Below are 18,779 nucleotides of genomic sequence, written 5' to 3'. Positions count from 1 at the left end.
CCGGGCCGGACACCCGAGGACGCCCAGCCCGCAACGCTCCTGCGTGCACCCCTCGGCGCCGATTGAGGATGCCCGGCTAGCGCGGGAGGTCCGCAGCGGCTTCAGCCATAAGCGCCTGCTCGGCCCAGATGGTCTTGCCCTGTCCGGTGTAGCGCACGCCCCAGCGCTGCGAGCATTCAGCCACGAGGAACAGGCCGCGCCCTCCCTCGTCGGTGGTGCTCGCCCGGCGGATGTGCGGTGAGGTGCTGCTGCCGTCATGCACCTCACAGATCAGGGCTCGGTCGCGAATCAGCCGCAGCCGGATCGGCTCACGACCGTAGCGGATGGCGTTGGTGACCAGCTCGCTCGCGATCAGCTCCGTGGCGAAGTCAAGGTGACCCAGCCCCCACAGGTGCAGTTGCCGCGTGACCTGAGAGCGAGCCTCGGCGACGGCGGCAGGGTCGCGTGGGAGCTTCCAGGTGACCACCTGATCGTCGCTGAGCGCCCGCGTCCGAACGACAAGGAGCGACAGGTCGTCGACGGCTGCCAGGAGCGGCGCCGCGACGTCCGCGGTACTCCGGCAGACCTCCTCGACCGAGGGGCCGCTGCGCTGCACGGCCGTGCGCAGGAGGCGGGGGACACCGTCGTTCGTGCCGCATGCGCGCACCAGACTGCCCGTGTAGAAGAGCAGCGTGCTGTCTTCGGCGAGTTCGAGGTCCAGTGGTTCGAAGACCGGCTCGCCCATGCCCAAGGGCCTGTTGCCGGGCGGTTGGGGGACGTGGACGGATCCATTTCGGTCGGCGACCGCGGGTGGGGGATGGCCGGCGCTGGCCACGACGCAGCGCCGCTCGACCGGGTCCCACACGGCGTACAGGAACGTCGCGCCGACCAGGCGTTCCACAAACCACACGGACCACTCGTTGTGCTCGCCCGCGGCGTAGCGCGAGACGATGTCGTCCAACCGGGCCAGTACTTCCTCGGGCGCGAGGTCGAGTTCCGACAGGGCCCGGACGGCTGCGCCGATCAACCCGATGCAGACGGTGGCCTGCACGCCGGAGACCGAGACGTCACCGACGCTGAAAGCAACACGCATGCCGGACAGCGGGACCACGTCGATCCACGAGCCGTTCACCCCCGTCCCGCTGCGGGCAGGCAGGTACGACCGGGTGATCTCAGCCGCGCTGTGGTCCGGTGCATCAACGGTCTCCATACGCCTTCTCAGGCCAACCGCTGCAAGGTGCTCGTGGTGGTCAAGCCAGCTCCGCACCGCCTCGTTTTCGGAGATCTCCGGTAGCGGACCGGCGGCTGCCAAGATCACCGTTTGCTCGCTGCCCTGGAGAGCGGATGTCACGGAACAGGCCATGAGCGCGACCGGCACAGCACGACCGTGCCGATGCATGAGGACGGCGGAGAGCCACGGAGTGCTGGCGGTGCCCGTCGCCAGCAACAGCTGCTGGAGGGAGCCCCACGGAAGCACCGGGCACAGCTCACTCACCGGTCTGCCCACGACGTCGGCTGTCGCGTAGCCCAAAAGACGCTCAGCCGCTGGACTCCACCCGGACACCAGCCCCGCGGCGTCCACCACGAAAGCTGCCGGACCTCCAGCGAGGGCCGGGGTGCTGGCGGCGGATGCCCCATCCACGGTGTCCATCTCACCGACCTCGTTCGGCGAGGAAACTCCTACACGATGACGATAAAACGCCGGCGGACCAGACGCCCTTCCACCGGCCCCGCCAGATGGCGCCGCCCCTCCACGAGGGCGCCCCCTGGGTGACTGGCCTCGTTCGTCAGAGAGCCAGTTGCGGGTACAAAGCGGCGGGATCGGCTGCCAGGCCTGCCTTGACCTGGCGGGAACGCTCATCGGCCAGCACTTCATAAGCGTCGGCTTCGACCGCGTCCAGGGCCTGCTCCGCGACGCTCTGCGGCGACGTCTTCGGAGAGTTGACGTGCGCCGCCAGGTCGGTGTCGACATAGCCGACGTGCAGCCCGGTTACATTGATGCCGCGTGGCTTCAGCTCCAGACGCAGCGAGTTGGTCTGGGACCACAGCGCGGCCTTGGAGGCGCTGTAGGAACCGGCGAGAGCGATCCAGGACAGGACGGAGTGCACGTTGAGCAGGTGGCCGCCGCCGTTGGCCACGATGACCGGGACGAGGGCCCGGGTCATCTGCAGGGGGCCGTAGAAGTTGGTCTCGAACTCGCGGCGGACGTCGTCCACCGGGGAGGTCAGGAACGATGCCCCGACGGACCCGCCGGCGTTGTTGATCAGGATGGTGACGTCCTGTGCCTGTGCCGCGACGGCGGTGACCGACGCGGGGTCGGTGACCTCCAGGGGCAGTGCGACCGCGCCGAGGTGGGTGACGCTGCGGGGATCGCGGGCGGTGGCGTAGACCTTCTTGGCGCCCCGGGCGTACAGGGACTCGACCAGGGCCTTGCCGATGCCTCGGCTGCCCCCGGTGACGAGAACGGTCGAACCTGCAATTGCGGTCATGAAGCTGCTCCCAGCGTGACGGCCGATGTCGGAAACCGATCGGTTTTCCGTACCGTAAACCGATCGGTTTCGCCGTGGCAAGGAGCGGCGTAGCCTATGGCGTATGACTTCGACCGCATTCGCCTCGTCCGAGCCCGCGGCGACGCCGAGCCGCGAACGGCTCTTGGACGCCGCGGCCGCGCTCTTCTACCGGGAAGGTGTGAACATCGGCGTCGAGGCGCTGTGCCGTGCGGCTGGAGTCTCCAAGCGGTCGATGTATCAGCTCTTCGCCAGCAAGGACGACGTCCTGGCGGCCAGCCTGGACCGCGCGGGTTCCCGCTATCTGGGCCGGCTACTGTCCGCCCCCGAGGCCGACCTGCCATCGCGTGATCGCATCATGTATGTCTTCGAGCGGCTCGAGTCGATGTCGGCGTCACCGGACTACCTGGGCTGCCCTTTCCTGGCGACCGCGTTCGAACTCAAGGATCCCGTCCAACCCGCCCGGGTGGTGGCCCGACGCTACAAGGACGCGCTCACCGACTTCTTCTGTGAACAGGCCCGGCGTGGCGACGCGCATGACCCCGAAACGCTGGCCCGCCAGCTCACCGTCGCCTTCGACGGTTCCAGCTCCCGCGCCGTCGCCCAGGCCCAAGACCATGGCGGGCTGGCCATGGCCACCGCCACGGCCCTGCTGGACGCAGCGGGAATGCCCTGAGGGCTCAGCCGCTGCCGGGCTCTTGGACAGCGCAGCAGCCGAGTGCAATCGGAGCCCTGACAGGCCCTGCGCAGGCATGGAACTGCTCGTCGGGCCGCCGCTCACGCCGAGACCCCGGTGCGCTGCCGTGTGTCGAGCGGTTCCCGCAAAGGTCGCGGGTTGCGCCCGCCAAAGAAATTCCTGGACCGGAAGCAGTGGGCGTCTCGAGGCGGCGCCCGGCAGGTCCAGCGTCGCGATGCGACCAGACGCCGCGGACGCAGCGAAAGGGGCCCCGCACCCGTCCACCTCTACGGCAGCATGGTGAAACCGCTGGTTTGTTGCTCCTCCAGCGGGTCGCGGAGCGTCAGTGCAGTGCGACCTCGCCCGCGTGGACGGCCCGCATGGCGCGCTCGACCGTCTCCTGGTTCTCACCGACCGGAGCCACGTAACCGATCACGTCGCGCACGGCGTCCTCCCCGAGCGTTCGGCCGATCACCCACGCGGCGAGGTACTGGGACGCCAGGCAGCCGCCCGCCGTGGCGATGTTCCCCTCGGCATGGAACGGCGCGTCCAGCACGGTGACGCTGCAGGCCTCGACAAAAGGCCGGCTCTTCATGTCGGTGCAAGCCGGCATGTCACCCAGCAACCCAAGGTGCGCCAGCACCAGTGCGCCGGAGCACTGCGAACCGATCAGCTGGCGCGAGGGGTCGAGCGGCAGCATCGACAGCAATCGGTTGTCGGCGACCACGTCGTGCGTCTTGACTCCGCTGCCGATGAGTACGACGTCAGCCTCGCTTACGAAGTCCATCGGGCGCTGCCCGGTCACCTCGACGCCGTTCATCGACGTGACCACCGGCGTCGGCGTTGTGATGTAAGCCTCCAAGCCATCCTTGCGGCACCGGTTGATCAGCGCGGAAGCGATGAAGCTGTCGAGCTCGTTGAACCCGTCGAAAGTGACCACGGCTACCTGCATCACAACTCCTTCGCATAGGGCGCCAACCCTGTGTCCAGATCACACCAGCTGGGAAGTGTCCGCGGCCATGATGACGATCGGGGTATGGGCGGACGACCGCTTCACCTATCAGCGCGTTCCGGTCGACATCGGCAATCGGAAGAAGCCAGCTGACCTTCGGCGGTGTCCCAGTCTACGAGGCACTGCCGGATGGCCACTGCGTGCGGTGAGAGCCCTCAGCCGAGCACCGGCACATGCCGCACCTTGGCCGTTCGCCCCGCCCGCAGCACACCCGGCCCACACCGTCCGCGCCGTCCGCACCCACGTCAGCTGTGGTGCCAGGACCACCCTGCAGCCACCGTTCAGCGCCTCCACCGTCAAGCGCCGCCTCGACCTGCTCACCCGGACCGGGACGTTGCGCTTCCGCTGCGACTTCGCCGCCCTCTGGGCGGCTGGCCCGTCCATCTTCTGGCTGACGGTCCCGCCCGCCGACCATCCGGACGTCGGCCATGCCCGGTTCCGTGGTCGGAGGAGCATCCTGGAATTGTGGCCCCGCCCAATGCGGAACGGATTCAGCCCTCGGGGCAGGGCCACACTGCTGGAGACGTCCGCCCGACTGGCCGTGTGAGTAGTCCACGAGGCCCGGGCCCCAGCCGGGCGGGCTCGCCAAGGCCGTTTGGCCGACGATCACAGGGGCGAAGCAGCAGCCAATGCGGCGATCACCGCTGTCTCGGCAGCGATGAGCGGGCCGGACCGCCTGGCGTGTCTTTTCCTGCCCAGTCGACGATGGGCCTGTCAGGCTCCGGATGCCTCCTTCATCTGCGACGCAGGCATCGGCTCTTGCCCGTGCGGCGCGGCCGGTACCCGCGACTGTGGCGGGGCCATCGAGTCCTTGGTCTCCGGCGCTTCCTGCCCTGCCATGCCCGTCGCCGGGGGTGTCTGTGCGCCGGCTTGGTCCTGGACCGACTGGGCCTGCTTCGCCTCCGGCCGCTGCTGCGTCAGCCACACTGCGGCCGCCCCGGCGGCCGCCACCGGCCATTCCACGACTCCGGCGATGCCCAGCAGACCTGCCCCGGTGTACGCGGCCACCCGTCGCGTGCGCGGCGAGACCACCCCTACCGTGTCCAGCACACCGTCGAAGGCCCCCTTGACCGCGCCCGCCCCCGGCAGTCGCTGCGCCGTGGACTTCATGGTGTCCAGGGGATGCGCCACCGTCTCCTTGACGACAGAGGATGTGTTACATCCGCGTTCGCCCATTTTCCTCACCTCATAGGTGTACTGCCCTGAAAAGTGGAACTGAACAAGCTGCGCCCGGCTGCACGCAGGTTCCTGCGGCCACCGGGCGCCCCGGCCGTCATGGCGGGGTGACGCGCGGTGCGAGCGTCGCCGTGTCGGCGCCGGAGAGCTCCTCGAGCGAGCGGCCGCGGGGCTCGATGCGGAAGGCCCACGTCACGATGAAGGCCAGTGCGCTGGTGGCGGCCACGGCGTACAGCAGTACGGCAGTCCCAACGGCATCCAGCGCCACCGGGAACAGAAAGGTCCCCAGCGCCGCCCCGAGCTTGCCGCAGGCGGCCGCGAAGCCGTGGCCCGCGGACCGCACGTCGGAGGGGAAGACCTCGGCGGGGAGGGTGAAGGTCGTGGCGTTCGGGCCCAGGTTCATGAAGGTGTTGAAGAGGGCGAAGCCCACGAAGACCAGGGGCAGGTGGGCGTTGCCGCCACCGGGCAGCGACTCGGCGACGGCAAGCAGGCACAGCGCCACGGCCATCACGGCGAAGCCGGCGAGTTGCAGCGGTACCCGCCCGACTCGTTCCACCAGCACGATCGCCAGCACGAAACCGACCACCAGAAAGACGTCGAGCAGCGCCGTGCCCTCGGTCGAGGCGATGTCCTCGGCGATGAACGTGGCGTTCGCGCCGCCCAGAGCGAGCCCCGCAAGGAGCGTAGGGGTGAAGATCCCCACCCCGTACGTCGCGATGTCCATGAGGAACCAAGGCACGGCGGTGAACACCGTCCGCCTTCGCAGCCGCTTGGCGAACAACCGGGGCTGCGCGAAAGCCTTCAGGCCTTCCGGCGGTGGCTCGCCCCGTGCACGGTCCGCTTCTGTCACATGGCAGCGCCGCCCGGTCATGGCCTCCGCGATCTCGCAGGCCTCGCGTTCGCGCCCGTTCTGCGCGAGCCACCGGGGGCTCTCCGGTACGTTCCGACGCAGCACGATGATCAACAGCGCCGGCAGGACCCCGAAGCCCAGCATGAGCCGCCATGACCCCGTCTCCGGCAGCACCAGCAGGATCACCACACCCGCCACCGCCCCCAGCACGATCCCGGCCGCCTGCAGGCTGAATGCGCCGACCAGCCAACGTCCCCGGTTCCGCGAGGGCAGGATCTCCGCCACGTAACTCGCCGCGATCGGGTAGTCCAGCCCCACCGCGACACCCAGCAGGAGCCGGAACACGATCAGCGACCAGATGTCCCAGGCGAACGCGCACGCCACCGAGAACACCACGAACAGCCACAGGTCGACCTTGAAGATCCGGCTCCGCCCGATGCGGTCGCCGAGCGGCCCCAGCAGCGCCGCACCGAACACCGCCCCCACGATCGCCGCCGCCGACAGCAGTCCCCGCTCGGCCGCACTGCCCCCGAAGTCTTTCGCGATCAGCGGGTTCGCCACCGCGATGATGAAGAAGTCGAACCCGTCGAGCAGGATCCCCAGCCCGGCCAGCAGCCAGAACCTCATGTGCAGCCGCGACATCGCCGCACCGTCCAGGACCGCTCCCAAAGGCTGCGGCATCCGGGAAGAACCGTTGGTCACCACGTGCACGGAGTCAAGGCAACAGTTCGCAGTGGATCAATCTGCCGCGCCAAGCTGCCCCTGATCGCCACCGGAGGTCACCCGGGTGGCTGACCGCGGCTCACCGACCGGATACGGCACGCATGGATATGCGACCTTTACGCTCCGCCGATGGTGCATGCCGAACACGGAGAGCGGGATGGAGATCAACAAGGAGCACGGCGATCTGTCAGGAGGCCCCGGGGAGGACCCTGCAGCCACGGAGGCTGACGTCAGAGCTGCCTATGCCACCCAAGCGGGAGCATGCCGGCGAAGCTGCCCCGATCCTCGTAGCCCACCGCGACTGCTTTCGGCGAAGACGTCATCGAGGCGGTCGAACACGTCATCAGCACCCCGACAGCCGTGGCATGGGTAGAGATGCCCACGGCATCTCGTTGTGCTGACGGTTGGATCTCGTCTTCTATCGGCAAGCAGGGCGCGTGCTCGCACCACGGCGGCGTGGTTCCAGCAACACGCTTTGTGACCCTGCACTTCTGAGCCAGCAGTCGAGGTTGGCCTGACACACGTTTGCACGTGCCGTCTCAGCGGTTGTTCGCCGCGAGCGGCCAGGTCTTCATCGAGGAGCACGACGGTGCGGCCGTCGGGACGCTCCCAGCCGCGCGCGACTCCGATTGCGAAACTTCCACGTCTTCCGCACTCACAGACCCTCCCGTGCCGGACGCGGGCTCCGTCGCTCACCGTGCTCGGGGGCTTCGACCAGGACCTCGCCGCCGAAGCCACCCGCACCTCCAACCGCATCCGCGGCCTGCTCACCCAGTTCCCCCCTCCCTCGAGCGCGTCCTCGGGCCCCGCCTGGACCACCAGGCCGTCACATGGCTCCTGGAACGCCACGGGCCCCGGCCGCCCTCCGCAAAGCCGGCCGCCGCAGACTCGTCGAGCTGATCCGCCGCAAGGCCCCGCGCATAGCCAACCGGCTCATCGACGACGTCCTCGACGCGCTCGACGAGCAGACCGTCGGCGTTCCGGGCACCGGCACCCTCGACATCGTGGTCCCCTCCCTGGCCCGCCAACTCACGGCCGTCCACAAACAACGACGCGCCCTGGAAGCCCGGATCAGCGACCTGCTGGAGGCCCACCCTCTTTCCCCGGTCCTGACGTCACTGCCCGGCGTCGGCGTCAGGACCGCCGCAGTCCTGCTGGTCACCGTCGGCGACGGCACCTGGTGTGCGGGCGCCCACACCGGATGTCGCCTGGGCGCTGCTGGTGTCGGAACAGACGATGGCTGCCCGGATTACCCGGGCGAAGAAGAAGATCTCCGCCGCCCGCATTCCCCTCTCAACCAGCCTTTGGTAAGACGCCCGCCCCGCTTCGCCGGGTTGGCACTACAGGAGAACCACCCCTCATGACCAGCACCATGCCCGCTGGATTCGACCGGCCAAGCGCCGCGGACCCGCATGCAAAATCTCATAAGGTCACGACTGCCACATGGAAGTTGAAATCTGCCGCCCGGGGAAGTCAGCGGCGCGCGCTACACCGCGTCGGCACTGGAGTCCACCAACCGCTGACCCGCGTGCGCCCGCGGCGGCGGCCCGGGACCGGGAAACCGCCGCCGCGCATGGGCGGCGTGTCAGTTGGAAGTCCGTACGATGAGGTTGTCACTGCGCCGCAGAGGAGGGGCCCGCAGCAACCCTGGACACGGACCGCAAATGCTGCCCGCCCCCCTGCAACCTAGGTGTGGTTTCCCGCTCAGGGCGCTGGCTTCGATGGTGGGAGCGTTGCCTACTCCTGATCGACGACAACGTTGATGTGGCACGTGGCCTGGTCACCGAATACGCCGACGGTTGCGGCGTCGCAGTACAGGGCGCGTTCCTCGATCCACGCCTGCACCTTTGCAACCTCTTGCGCCGGCCCCCGCAGTTCTACGAAGACCACGCGTGGATGGAGCGAGGCCGGCGAGTCATCGGGAAGTGTGTTCATGCCCGTGATCAACAGCGCAATCGGCACTAGGACACGCCTGGATTAGGCTTTGTTCCTCGACAACGGTGAATCCCTGCCCGGCGGGTCTTCCCTCCTTCCTGGTGTCCCCAGCGAGATCGCATCGTGCTCTTTCCGGTAGAGGCCTGCACGAGCTCGGGCGGACGAGGCTTTCCGCGGTGCGCACGAGTGCCCTTAAAGAAGTCCGATCTTCGTATGCTTGCTGGTCCGGGCCCCGGGGCACGCGGCGGCCAGGAAGGCCAGGCGCTGGACCTGCCGGGACGGGGCGGAACACTTTCTCTCGACCGACTGCCATGGCCAGCGCTGTCAGCGTGCACTCCTCGGCGACACTTTCTCTGCGCTCGGCGGCCTAGGCCCGCACGGGCTCGTAAGCGCGAGGTCACTGTGGGTCACCGCAACCGCGGCACGCCGCGCCGCGAGCGCGCCGAGGATCGCTCGGCGCCCGAGAAGATTCCTCTCGACGTCCGTGCTTGAGCCGATTGAGAACAGCAGCGCCGGCGGGCCGGCGGTCGGGACAAGAATCAGAGAAGGTCAGGGCGGCGGTAGTAAAATAAGCGAGTAGCAGCGCCAACGGCAGTCGGGCGGCGAAAGAGATGGAACAGGTTGGGCCCATCCCGCCGGGTTGGGACTGTCTACACCCGGCAACGCGAGATAGAGAACGGCTGCTGGTATCGGCGGCCGAGAGCGTTGTCGCCGAATTGGGCGCATCGGCCGCGACGGTCTACCTCAAAGTGGCGGACACCCCGCATCTGCATGCTGCTGTCGTGGCGGTGACCGCCATGGGAATCGGAGCGCCCGAACATGTACCCCTGGATGACAGCACCTACCCGTCGTCACGGGCGTGGCAGTCGGGCCATGTGGAGACCGCGCATCAGGTGGACTTCATGACAGGCCACCCGCATTTGGCAGCCTACGCACATTTCCCACTGCAGGCCGCGGCCGCGCCGCTCTTCTCGCCGACCCGCCGCTTCGGGACGCTCGCGGCGTTCTGGCCGCCCGTAGGTGGCGAGATCGCCGAGTCGGAGCAGGAGCGACTGGCCGTCGCGGCCTCGTCGCTGGCCCGCGACCTGGACCGGTTGGCCGATCATGGGACATCGATGGTCCCGCCCCCGGTACCGCACGTGGTCACCGTAGAGGGTCAGGGGGCGGGCGCCGAAAGCATGACCTCATCAACCGCTCCCCTCATCTACCACCTACACAAACTCGCCACGCTCCTGGCAACGACGGTTCACACCCGAGACGTCGTGGAGATGTCGATGGAGCGTGTGCTGGACGGGTTCCAGGCCCGAGCCGCCGTCGTCAGCCTGGTCGATGGAGATCGGCTTCGCGTGGCATGTGCCTCGGGCTGTGCAAGGGAATTCATCCGCACCTTGAATGGCTCACTGCTCGCACAGCGCAGGCCGGAGACGGAGGCGGTGGACCGACGACGGCCGACGCTGTACGGCCCCCGGGATGCACTGACAGCCGGCCGGTTGCCCGAGCCGCTGTCGGACCAGGAGTCCTTCTGGATGGTCCTGCCGCTCCTTGCCGGGCGGAAGGCGGTGGGTGCCCTCGCCATGGCGTTCGGCGCCGAGCGCAGGGACATCCTCGCCGAGCAGGGAACGCTGACAGCGCTGGCCACGGCAGTCGGTCAGGCGGTAGAACGGACCCAGATGCACCACGTTCAGCACGCGCTGGTTGATGACCTGCAGCACGCGCTGCTACCACCCGTGCTGCCCCAGCCGGCCGGAGTGGTGAGCACCAGCAGATACACATCGGCGACCAGCGGCATCGAACTCGGGGGAGACTGGTATGACCTCATCATGCTCCCCGACAGCCGGGTGATGATGGTGATCGGGGACGTCCAGGGTCACAACACGGCCGCCGCAGTGGTGATGGGCGAGCTGCGCAGCGGCGTGCGCGCATACGCGACCGAAGGACACGATCCTGGAGTCGTCCTTACCCGGGCGAACCAGCTCCTGATCGGCCTGGAAACGGACCTCTTCGCCACCTGCTGCTGCGCCTGGCTCGATCCGGACACCGGCAGGGCGCAGATGGCCACCGCCGGGCATCCACCGCCTCTGATGCGCACGCCTGACGGCCGGATGCCCCTCCTCTCTCTCGAAGCGGGCATGCCTCTCGGTATCGACCCGGAGGCGACCTTCGAGGTGATGGACCTGCAACTCGAGCCGGGTACGTTGCTCGCCTTCTACACGGACGGTCTGGCCGGCCTCGGAGGAGATGTGGACCACGAGGTGGTGAGCGTGGCCTTCGACGACCCGGGGAATCTTGAGTCCGTCGGCGACCGGCTCATCAGGGGCTTCAGCGAGTCGCCCCTGCGGTGCTCCGACGATGCCGCGTTGCTCTTGGTCGTCTACGAAGGGCCCTCGGCTGAAGCTAAGCAGAATGTCCGGCAGTTGAGGATCCACCGGCGCGATCTGCTAGGAGCCGAGCGGACGCGCAGACTTGTGCGGGAGTGGTTGGCGGGGTGGGAGCTGTCGGCCATGGCTGACGATGAGGAACTGCTGGTGTCGGAAGTCGTCACCAACGGCCTGGTACACGGTGACAGCGACGTATACGTCTACGTGCACAAGTATCCCGAATGCATACGCGTAGAGGTCCGTGACAGCGATCCGCATCTCGCGCAGCCCGTAACGGTTCCCCGCGATGAGGACCAGGCCGAGGGGGGACGAGGACTGGTCATTGTTTCCGCGCTGGCTTCGGCATGGGGCAATTCACCGAGCGGACGGGGGAAGACCGTGTGGTTCGAATTGCCGATGCCAGCTGCCCATGGCGCTGATGCCTGACACGGCGCACTCTCCCATGATGTGTCAGTGCACCTGACCCTCGACCAGGCCGGAACCTTGGCCGGCACCGCGGTGACCTTGCGCACTCGACGTGAAGGGGCCGTGTGTTGTGATCGACGGCCCGAGGTTGCGTCCTTGGAAGTGGTGTAACGGGTTGGACCTGATGCGGGGGTTTGCTCCGGCGTCTGGGTTGGTGCCCGCATGGACAAACGGCCACCGGCTGATCTTCGAAGTGTCGAAGCCTCGAAGGGGATCAGCACGATGACCGCACCTGACAGTCTGCCCTTGCACGCCCTCGCCGAGGAGAATCTCGCCGCGGCGAGTCCGGATCTGTTGCGCGCGATGGTCAAGACGTTCGCCGACGCGCTCATGTCCGCGGAGGCAGATGCCCTCTGCAACGCGGAATACGGGCAGGTCAGCGACGAACGCGTCAACCATCGCAACGGATATCGCCCGCGCGAGTGGGACACCAGGGCCGGCACCGTCGAGCTGGCCATCCCCAAGCTCCGCAGCGGCAGCTACTTCCCGCACTGGCTCCTGGAACGACGCCGCAGGGCCGAACAGGCCCTGATCTCGGTAGTCGCCACCGCCTACCTGCTCGGGGTCTCCACCCGCCGGGTCGAGAAACTCGCCGAGTCCCTCGGCCTCACGCAACTGTCGAAGTCCCAGGTCAGCGCCATGTCCAAGCACTTGGACGACCAGGTCGCCGCGTTCCGCAACCGGCCGCTGGACGCCGGACCCTATGCGTTCGTCTGGGTCGACGCGCTGACCCAGAAGGTCCGCGAAGGTGGCCAAGGCCCGCCTACACTCGGTTCGGCGGCCGAGTTTTCCACGTGGGACCTGGAGGGCGGCGCCGTGACGTGACGCTGGACACCCCGCGGAAGGCCGCGTTCGTAGGCTGTGGCTCCGCGCCTCGGACACACGGGGCAACACCGCGACACAGACGGTCATCCGGGGCCACTGGCCTGCACTGCCCGACGGTCGGCGGCCGGGCCGAGTGGGAACCATTCGGGCTGCTCGGCCTCGGTGTGGTCCTCAACGCGGCTGGAGTGGCAAGGCCACTTCGCTATCCGTCCCGGCCAGTGGGGCCAGGCCGGGGCGGAGCCGGACCACTGCTCCGGGCAGCCGACACGGTGGCCCCGGTGACCGTCTCCGTCACTGACGTGCCGGAACGGTTCGCGCCGGTCACCTGCAGCGAGAGCCAGCCGGTGCCCAGCGTGGGCATGGTCACCTTCGGTCGGCGTCTCGGCCTCGGACCTCCGCCGTGTGCCAGGGGGCTCCGTCGTCGAACAGCGACAGCCTGCCGTGGCACGTTTCAGATGTTGCCCTGCGGGCGTGGCTTGGCTACGCCGTGGGCGGTTCGCCCGACAGCAGGGCCGCGCCGAGCGGGGTGAGGGTGTGCAGGACGGCGGTACCGATCCGGGTTGTGGTCACCAGTCCGGCGTTCCGCAGCACACCTGCGTGCTGGCTGGCCGCCGCGAGCAAGACCTGGACCCGCTCGGCGAGGGCAGTTGGTCGTGGCCGGCTCGCGCAGTGCCTGGAGCACCGTCGCCCGGGTCCGTCCGAGAAGCGGTCCGAGGGCGGCTCCCGGCGGTGCGGCCGGGGCCGTGGCCGGCTCGGGCGCGTGCATTGGGTAGGCGAGCACGGTCGGTTCGCCGGCCACCCCGCACCCGTCGCCGTGCATTGCCTCCGAGGGGGTCCCGTCCGGGGCGGCCTTCGGCGCGGGCGTGCCTGACGTCCACGGACCGGACACCACCGGCAACTTAGATTATTGGTGTAATACATTGCATGGACCGGTCGGGCCGCCCAGGGGTGGCGGCCGGCACCCATGCGGAAACATTCACAGGCGCGGAATGACTCGGCGGGCTGCCGTCCGTCCATTCCGGCGCCATGCCACGAGGGACCCCATGACTTTCGAAGATGCGTTCGCACCAGTGTCGCCCACGGAGGCAGAAGAACTGGCGTCACTGACGAGCGGCCCGGTTCTGCTGCCTGGCGACGAGGGCTACGAGGCCGAATGCCGGATCTACAATCTCAACGTCCCGTTGGAGCCCGCCCTGGTGGTCGGCGCCGTCGGCGCGGCCGACGTACGGGCGGCGGTCCACTTCGCCGCCCGTCAGGGCCGGCCCGTGACCGTGAAGACCACGGGACACCAGCAGGTCACCCCCGCCCGGGGCGGGATCCTGATCAGCACCCGGCGCATGAAGGGCATCGCCATCGACGCCGCCGAACGACGCGCACACGTCGGGACCGGCGTCATCTGGCAAGAGGTGATCGACGAGGCCGCCGCCTTCGGACTCGCCCCGATGAGCGGTTCGGCCCCGCTGGTGGGCGTCGCCGGGTACACCCTCGGCGGCGGACTCAGCCCGGTCCTCGGCCGCCTCCACGGATACGCGGCAGACCACGTACGCTCCCTTGACGTGGTCACCGCCGATGCCGAACTGCGCCACGTCACGCCCGACAGCGACCCCGAACTCTTCTGGGCCCTGCTCGGCGGCAAGGGCAACTTCGGCGTTGTCACCGCACTGGAATTCGACCTGTTCCCGCTGACCCACTTCTACGGTGGCGGCATCTGGTTCCCCGGCGAACGACTCGCCGAGGTCCTCCACACCTGGCGTACCTGGCAGTCGGGGATGCCGGAGGAGATGTCCTCCTCGGTAGCTGTGCAACGGCTGCCCCCGCTGCCGGAACTGCCCGAACCCCTGCGCGGGGCGTTCGTGGTGCACATACGGATCGCCCACCTCGGCCCGGCGGCCGAGGGCGAGCGGCTCATCGCACCCCTGCGCGCCGCCGCCCCGGCGCTCATCGACACCGTGGGCGAGATGCCTTACACCGCCACGGGCGCCCTCCACATGGACCCCCCGACACCCATGCCCTACTTCGACCGCACCACCATGCTCCGTGAGTTCCCCGCCGAAGCGGCGGACAAGCTGGTCGAACTACTCGGCCCCGACTCGGACTCCCCTCTGGTCAGCGTCGAGCTCCGCATGTTGGGCGGTGCGCTCGACCGCGAGCCCGCGGTACCCAACGCCGTCTCCAGCCGTGGACTGCCCTTCGTCCTGTTCGGTTTCGGTGTGGGCGGCCCGGACCAGGCCGAGTTCTTCGGCGGCAAGCTCGACGAGGTCATGAACGCGATGGAGCCCTGGGCCGACAGGCGCAGGATGGTCAACTTCCTCTCCGTCGAAGAAGCCACCGACCCGCAACGGCTGAGCGAGGTCTACGGCGCCGAACGCTACCGGCGCCTCACCGCCGCGAAGAAGACCTACGACCCCACCAACATGTTCCGGATCAACCACAACATCAAGGTGTCCCCCTCTGTTGCCGTGACGCAAGGGGGCGGATCAGGCCAGGAGAAAAGTCGAACGGGCCTGAAGGGGATACACGCGGATCAGGTTGTCGAGGCGTTCTTCGATGTGGCCGAGGCTCTGGTCGAAGCGTTTCCGGGAGGGTACATACGGCATGGGGCCGCCGGGACCCGGCTGTTGGTCAGTAGGATGCCGCTTGCGACTATGAACGGGCTGAGCTTTGAGAGCCACCCGGACATCGCGGAAGCCGCGAAGCTCGCCGGAGAGCTGGCAGGGCTGGAGCTGCCCTGGTCGGTGAAGGTTCGAGGCGAGGCTTCCGCGGAAGTATCCGCCTTCGCTGCCGAACACGGACTGACGAACACCATTCGGCTGCCCCTGCTCGCCCTCACGGACGACGTCACCCTGCCTGCGCCGCAGCTGCCGGAAGGGGCCGTCGTACGCACGGTCTCCGGCACGGACCCGCGGGGCTACGCTGATGCGCTTGCGCGGGGCTTCGAAATGCCCGCCGAGGTCGCGGCCGCGCTGGCTGCCCCTACGCTGCTCGACGGTCCCGGCATGACTGCCTACGTTGTCGAGCGTGACGGCGCGACAGCGGCAACTGGATACAACGTCGTGGCAGGTGACTGGGTGGGCCTGTTCAACGGCTCGGTCCCTCCCGAGCACCGCGGCAACGGCTATTACCGCGCCCTCGTGCTGACGCGCCTGCATGATGCCCGCGCGGCCGGCGTCAAGCTCGCGTTCACCCAGAACTCGCCCATGTCCCGCCCCCTTTACGAGTCACTGGGCTTCCGTCACGTGGAGACCTGGACCTACCTGACGACCTGAACCCTCTGCCGGGGGTTCGGGCCCGCGCGTTGGCGCCATGGCCTGGTGCCGCACGCCTGCTGAGTGTGCGCGGCGGTTCCAGGGCTCGCGGAAGGCCCGGCTCAGCCCGCGGAACGCCATACGGTCGTCGCCGAGAAGTGGGACGGGGTCGAAGTAGAGGGTCATCCGCCGACTCTAGCTAGAGCTGGTTGCTCCGGCGCTGGTCGTAAAGCGCCCATGCGCGCACAGTGATGGGGACGACCGCTGACGCAGCCAGGCCGACCTCGGTGATCGTGGCGGTGTTCCGGCCCCAGAGGCGGCCGTCCGCGTCCGTTGTGAGGTCACCCGTCCGAAGTTGGAGGTAGTGGGTGTAGGGATGTCCGTGGACGTGGCCGCTGCCTATCCGCCACAAGTACGTGGCGTGCTCCTGCTCCGGCGTGCCAGCCAGAGCCGCTGACGCAGCCTTCTTGATCACGTCTGTTGCCACAAGCGAGAGCTCGCTCGCCTTGGCCGGGTCACATCCGATCGACTCCGTAGCTGCCGCGACCTCGTCCAACCGGTTCGACAGCTTGTCGCGGAGCGCGCTGAGCTCTGCTGCCTGCTCGCCGTCCACCACGGTCGACGCCGACCAGGCAGCCGCGTACCACCACTCGTGACTGACGGCCCCGCACCCCTGCGCCACCGCGTCAGGGCTGCGGGGCCGTTGCCGTACCGCGTAGCCCTCGACGGCCGCCGCGCCTCGCGTCGCTGCCCGGGACGGGGGTTGCGGGGCTTGCTTGGCGCGGTCAGGGCCCCCAATGGGCGGGTACGATCCCGGCCTTGCTGTGCGGCCAGACCATCCCCGGCCCCTTCGGTACCAGTCGGCCACATGCGGGGGCAGCAGCTCCCAAGCCGCACGTTGCTTCTACCGGTTCCCTGCCCGATCGACTTCCCCCGCCCCGAAGGAAGGGACAGCACGATGCGCCCCGTCCGACTCCCCGACCTCCACCTCCCGCAGACCCGCGAAGCGACCTGGACGTGCCCGCCAGTGCGCGCCCTGGCCGTGCGAGACCGCCGCCTCATACCTGACACCCGGCCAGTGCGGCTGCGGAAGCCCCACCTGGTGGGAGACGCGTGGCCTCCGACGCTGGCACCCCGGCCCACGCTGCCAGACCCCAGCCGAGCCGTCGCCGCCCGCGCAGCCGACGCCGCCAAGGGCCGCCCGCCGCACTACCCACCGAGCTACTACTACCCGGCCAAGCCCCGTCGGGCCTGCCGCCAGCAGCCCCCTACCGGCACACCCCGGCCGGGCCCGGCGACATCCGCCCGGGCACCTGGACGTGGGTTCGGCCCGGCGGACTCCACCCCGGCTGGGGCGACATCCACCACCTCGCCGTGATCACCCGGCCTGGACTGCCCAACAGCGAGGTGCGGCTGTGGCTCGACGGCACCGTGCACGACGTGCCCGCCGGCCACCTCCTCATCGAGGGGCAACGCCGGGCCTCCCACAACAGCCCCGTCGACATCAGCAGCAAGCGATGGGTGACGGAGTCCTCAACGGCGTGACCGTGCCTGCGGGTCAGCCGCTGCTCATGGCGGTCGTGTCCCCCCGCCCACCCCACCGCCGAGCAGCACCACGGCGGCGGCATCACGCAGACCCTCACCCCGGGCCTACGGCTTGACGAGGACGGCCGCCGTACGTGTGGCAGCGTGCCCGAGCGGCGCGGTGTCCCCGTAGCGGGCGTTCCGGCGACTTTGCCAACCCAAAGGTTGTGCTTGCGTAAGTCTTTGCCTGCGTATGTAAAGATTGCGACCGTAATCTATCGACGGGGGAACGGATGCGCCGGTGCTGCCGCATCCGACTCACGCTCAGCTGCGGGGCCTGACGACGCTCAACCGCCCCCGCGCGATCCAAGGTGGTTCTTTCTGTGAACGTGACGTGCCATGGCCGATCAGTCGGAAGCCGATTCACTGTACGACCTGGTGGTGGACGCGGCGCCGACGGCATTCCGGGCCGAACGTGGTATCAGCGGTGCCCGGTTCGGGGGCGGGGCGCTGACGGCGATGCGGAACGACCCCACCAAGTACTGGAGCAAGGCGGTCGGGTTCGGCCACGACGAGCCGCTGACCGCCGACCTCGTCGACGAGATCCGCGCCTTCTACCGCGCCGAGCGCGTGGCCTCCACCAACCTGTACGTCGCCCCCCAGGCGCTGCCGGCGGACTGGGAGACGATCCGCGCCGAGCGGGGCATCGCGGAAGCCGAGACCTGGGTGAAGCTCGCCGGCGACGTGGACACCGTGCTCGCCCGGTTCGACGACCCCGCGATTCCGCGGCCGACCCTCAAGGTCGAGACCGTGCGTCCCCAGGACATCGCTCGCTGGGGCGCCCTGCGGGACAGGGTCTTCGGACTGCCCGACGAACTGGCTCCCGTCATCGACGCGGTCGTGGGCCGTGACCGATGGGAGACGTTCGTCCTTCGGGACGGTGAGGAGATCGTCGGCGGCGCCATCGTGTTCCTCGGAGCCGAGACGGCCCATTGCTACGCCGGCTTCACGGCCCCGGAAGCGCGAGGCCGCGGGGGCCAGACCGCGCTGTTCGCGGCGCGCGCCGAGGCGGCCAAGGCGGCCGGCTGCCGCTGGCTGGTGACCGAGACCGGCGCCGAAGCTCCGGGAGAACACAACACCTCGCTCCGCAACATGCGCCGGTTGGGCTTCAAGGTGGTCTACGAGCGCCGCAACTGGGTCCTGCCCTCTGGTGTGTGAGCGCCCCGCAGCCGGTCCCGCACAGCGGCGCCTTCGCCACCGGCGCCCCCGCCCACGGCCGGGTCAGGGCTTGGGCGCTGGGCCTGTCGCAAGATAGTTGTCACCGGCACGGAACGGCAGCCCGCACGGTGAACTGCCTCGGCTCGCACGCCATGAACCTTGGACTGGTCACCCCGTTATCTTTTTCGCGGTCCTGCAAGAGGGCCGCTGGCCTCCGGGCCCGGTATGACTGTTGCCCCCTGTCGAAGGGATGACCTGGGGGGTGG

Annotated in this window: 13 protein-coding genes and 2 pseudogenes; 8 read left to right on the top strand and 7 right to left on the bottom strand. The window is 68.8% G+C overall.

Annotated elements, in window-relative coordinates; genetic code table 11:
* Window positions 1–76 precede the first annotated feature (76 nt).
* Window positions 77–1,630 carry a SpoIIE family protein phosphatase gene (locus tag ACZ7MY_RS39940; protein WP_499610482.1) on the bottom strand — a complete coding sequence of 518 codons (1,554 nt, stop codon included), beginning with the start codon at window positions 1,628–1,630 and terminating at the stop codon, window positions 77–79.
* Window positions 1,631–1,766: 136 nt separating this feature from the next.
* A complete protein-coding gene (locus ACZ7MY_RS39935; RefSeq protein ID WP_499610479.1) occupies window positions 1,767–2,468 on the bottom strand; it encodes an SDR family oxidoreductase in 702 nt (233 codons plus the stop codon).
* 103 nt (window positions 2,469–2,571) lie between these two features.
* Here ACZ7MY_RS39935 and ACZ7MY_RS39930 point away from each other — a divergent pair, with 103 nt between their 5' ends.
* Window positions 2,572–3,162 (top strand): TetR/AcrR family transcriptional regulator, encoded by a 591-nt coding sequence (locus ACZ7MY_RS39930; protein ID WP_499610477.1) that lies wholly within the window; start codon window positions 2,572–2,574, stop codon window positions 3,160–3,162.
* Window positions 3,163–3,505: 343 nt separating this feature from the next.
* Here ACZ7MY_RS39930 and ACZ7MY_RS39925 read toward each other — a convergent pair whose 3' ends face one another.
* The 3 genes from ACZ7MY_RS39925 to ACZ7MY_RS39915 all read right to left on the bottom strand — a co-directional run bounded on the left by ACZ7MY_RS39925 (window position 3,506) and on the right by ACZ7MY_RS39915 (window position 6,881).
* Entirely contained in the window at window positions 3,506–4,114 is a 609-nt protein-coding gene (locus ACZ7MY_RS39925; RefSeq protein WP_499610474.1) for a type 1 glutamine amidotransferase family protein, read from the bottom strand.
* Window positions 4,115–4,888: 774 nt separating this feature from the next.
* The gene (locus ACZ7MY_RS39920) at window positions 4,889–5,305 is read right to left on the bottom strand and encodes a hypothetical protein (protein ID WP_499610471.1); all 417 of its coding nucleotides are present in this window, start codon (window positions 5,303–5,305) and stop codon (window positions 4,889–4,891) included.
* A gap of 142 nt (window positions 5,306–5,447) precedes the next feature.
* Window positions 5,448–6,881, bottom strand: a complete 1,434-nt coding sequence (locus ACZ7MY_RS39915; protein ID WP_499610469.1) for an MFS transporter — start codon at window positions 6,879–6,881, stop codon at window positions 5,448–5,450.
* A 417-nt stretch (window positions 6,882–7,298) separates the two neighbouring features.
* Here ACZ7MY_RS39915 and ACZ7MY_RS39910 point away from each other — a divergent pair, with 417 nt between their 5' ends.
* On the top strand, window positions 7,299–7,418 hold the full coding sequence (locus tag ACZ7MY_RS39910; RefSeq protein WP_499610592.1) for a DUF3761 domain-containing protein: 120 nt from the start codon (window positions 7,299–7,301) through the stop codon (window positions 7,416–7,418).
* Between the two features lie 196 nt (window positions 7,419–7,614).
* Window positions 7,615–8,164: pseudogene (locus tag ACZ7MY_RS39905) on the top strand (IS110 family transposase); the annotation flags it as partial.
* Window positions 8,165–8,660: 496 nt separating this feature from the next.
* On the opposite strand, the gene ACZ7MY_RS39900 reads toward ACZ7MY_RS39905, so the two are convergent.
* Window positions 8,661–8,885 carry a hypothetical protein gene (locus ACZ7MY_RS39900; protein WP_499610467.1) on the bottom strand — a complete coding sequence of 75 codons (225 nt, stop codon included), beginning with the start codon at window positions 8,883–8,885 and terminating at the stop codon, window positions 8,661–8,663.
* Window positions 8,886–9,640: 755 nt separating this feature from the next.
* Between ACZ7MY_RS39900 and ACZ7MY_RS39895 the strand changes: the two genes are divergently transcribed.
* The 3 genes and pseudogenes from ACZ7MY_RS39895 to ACZ7MY_RS39885 all read left to right on the top strand — a co-directional run bounded on the left by ACZ7MY_RS39895 (window position 9,641) and on the right by ACZ7MY_RS39885 (window position 15,792).
* On the top strand, window positions 9,641–11,662 hold the full coding sequence (locus tag ACZ7MY_RS39895; protein ID WP_499610465.1) for a SpoIIE family protein phosphatase: 2,022 nt from the start codon (window positions 9,641–9,643) through the stop codon (window positions 11,660–11,662).
* A gap of 261 nt (window positions 11,663–11,923) precedes the next feature.
* Window positions 11,924–12,457: pseudogene (locus ACZ7MY_RS39890) on the top strand (transposase); the annotation flags it as partial.
* 1,058 nt (window positions 12,458–13,515) lie between these two features.
* Window positions 13,516–15,792 carry a GNAT family N-acetyltransferase gene (locus ACZ7MY_RS39885; protein ID WP_499610463.1) on the top strand — a complete coding sequence of 759 codons (2,277 nt, stop codon included), beginning with the start codon at window positions 13,516–13,518 and terminating at the stop codon, window positions 15,790–15,792.
* A gap of 178 nt (window positions 15,793–15,970) precedes the next feature.
* Here ACZ7MY_RS39885 and ACZ7MY_RS39880 read toward each other — a convergent pair whose 3' ends face one another.
* Window positions 15,971–16,384, bottom strand: coding sequence for a hypothetical protein (locus ACZ7MY_RS39880; protein ID WP_499610460.1), 414 nt, complete (start codon window positions 16,382–16,384; stop codon window positions 15,971–15,973).
* A gap of 761 nt (window positions 16,385–17,145) precedes the next feature.
* On the opposite strand from ACZ7MY_RS39880, the gene ACZ7MY_RS39875 reads away from it, so the two are divergent.
* Both ACZ7MY_RS39875 and ACZ7MY_RS39870 read left to right on the top strand, forming a co-directional pair.
* On the top strand, window positions 17,146–17,316 hold the full coding sequence (locus tag ACZ7MY_RS39875) for a hypothetical protein (RefSeq protein ID WP_499610458.1): 171 nt from the start codon (window positions 17,146–17,148) through the stop codon (window positions 17,314–17,316).
* 378 nt (window positions 17,317–17,694) lie between these two features.
* Window positions 17,695–18,513, top strand: a complete 819-nt coding sequence (locus tag ACZ7MY_RS39870) for a GNAT family N-acetyltransferase (RefSeq protein ID WP_499610456.1) — start codon at window positions 17,695–17,697, stop codon at window positions 18,511–18,513.
* Window positions 18,514–18,779 lie beyond the last annotated feature (266 nt).

This window comes from Streptomyces sp. NPDC111520 (genome assembly GCF_055635295.1).
The sequence above is the reverse complement of the archived record's forward strand: the minus strand, read 5'-3'. Positions and strand labels throughout refer to the sequence as shown.

Excerpts from the sequence above, each read along its gene's own strand:
- ACZ7MY_RS39940 (WP_499610482.1), bottom strand. The coding sequence starts at position 1,630 with ATGGACACCGTGGATGGGGCATCCGCCGCCAGCACCCCGGCCCTCGCT.
- ACZ7MY_RS39935 (WP_499610479.1), bottom strand. The coding sequence starts at position 2,468 with ATGACCGCAATTGCAGGTTCGACCGTTCTCGTCACCGGGGGCAGCCGA.
- ACZ7MY_RS39930 (WP_499610477.1), top strand. The coding sequence starts at position 2,572 with ATGACTTCGACCGCATTCGCCTCGTCCGAGCCCGCGGCGACGCCGAGC.
- ACZ7MY_RS39925 (WP_499610474.1), bottom strand. The coding sequence starts at position 4,114 with ATGCAGGTAGCCGTGGTCACTTTCGACGGGTTCAACGAGCTCGACAGC.
- ACZ7MY_RS39915 (WP_499610469.1), bottom strand. The coding sequence starts at position 6,881 with ATGCCGCAGCCTTTGGGAGCGGTCCTGGACGGTGCGGCGATGTCGCGG.
- ACZ7MY_RS39910 (WP_499610592.1), top strand. The coding sequence starts at position 7,299 with ATGCCCACGGCATCTCGTTGTGCTGACGGTTGGATCTCGTCTTCTATC.
- ACZ7MY_RS39885 (WP_499610463.1), top strand. The coding sequence starts at position 13,516 with ATGACTCGGCGGGCTGCCGTCCGTCCATTCCGGCGCCATGCCACGAGG.
- ACZ7MY_RS39870 (WP_499610456.1), top strand. The coding sequence starts at position 17,695 with ATGGCCGATCAGTCGGAAGCCGATTCACTGTACGACCTGGTGGTGGAC.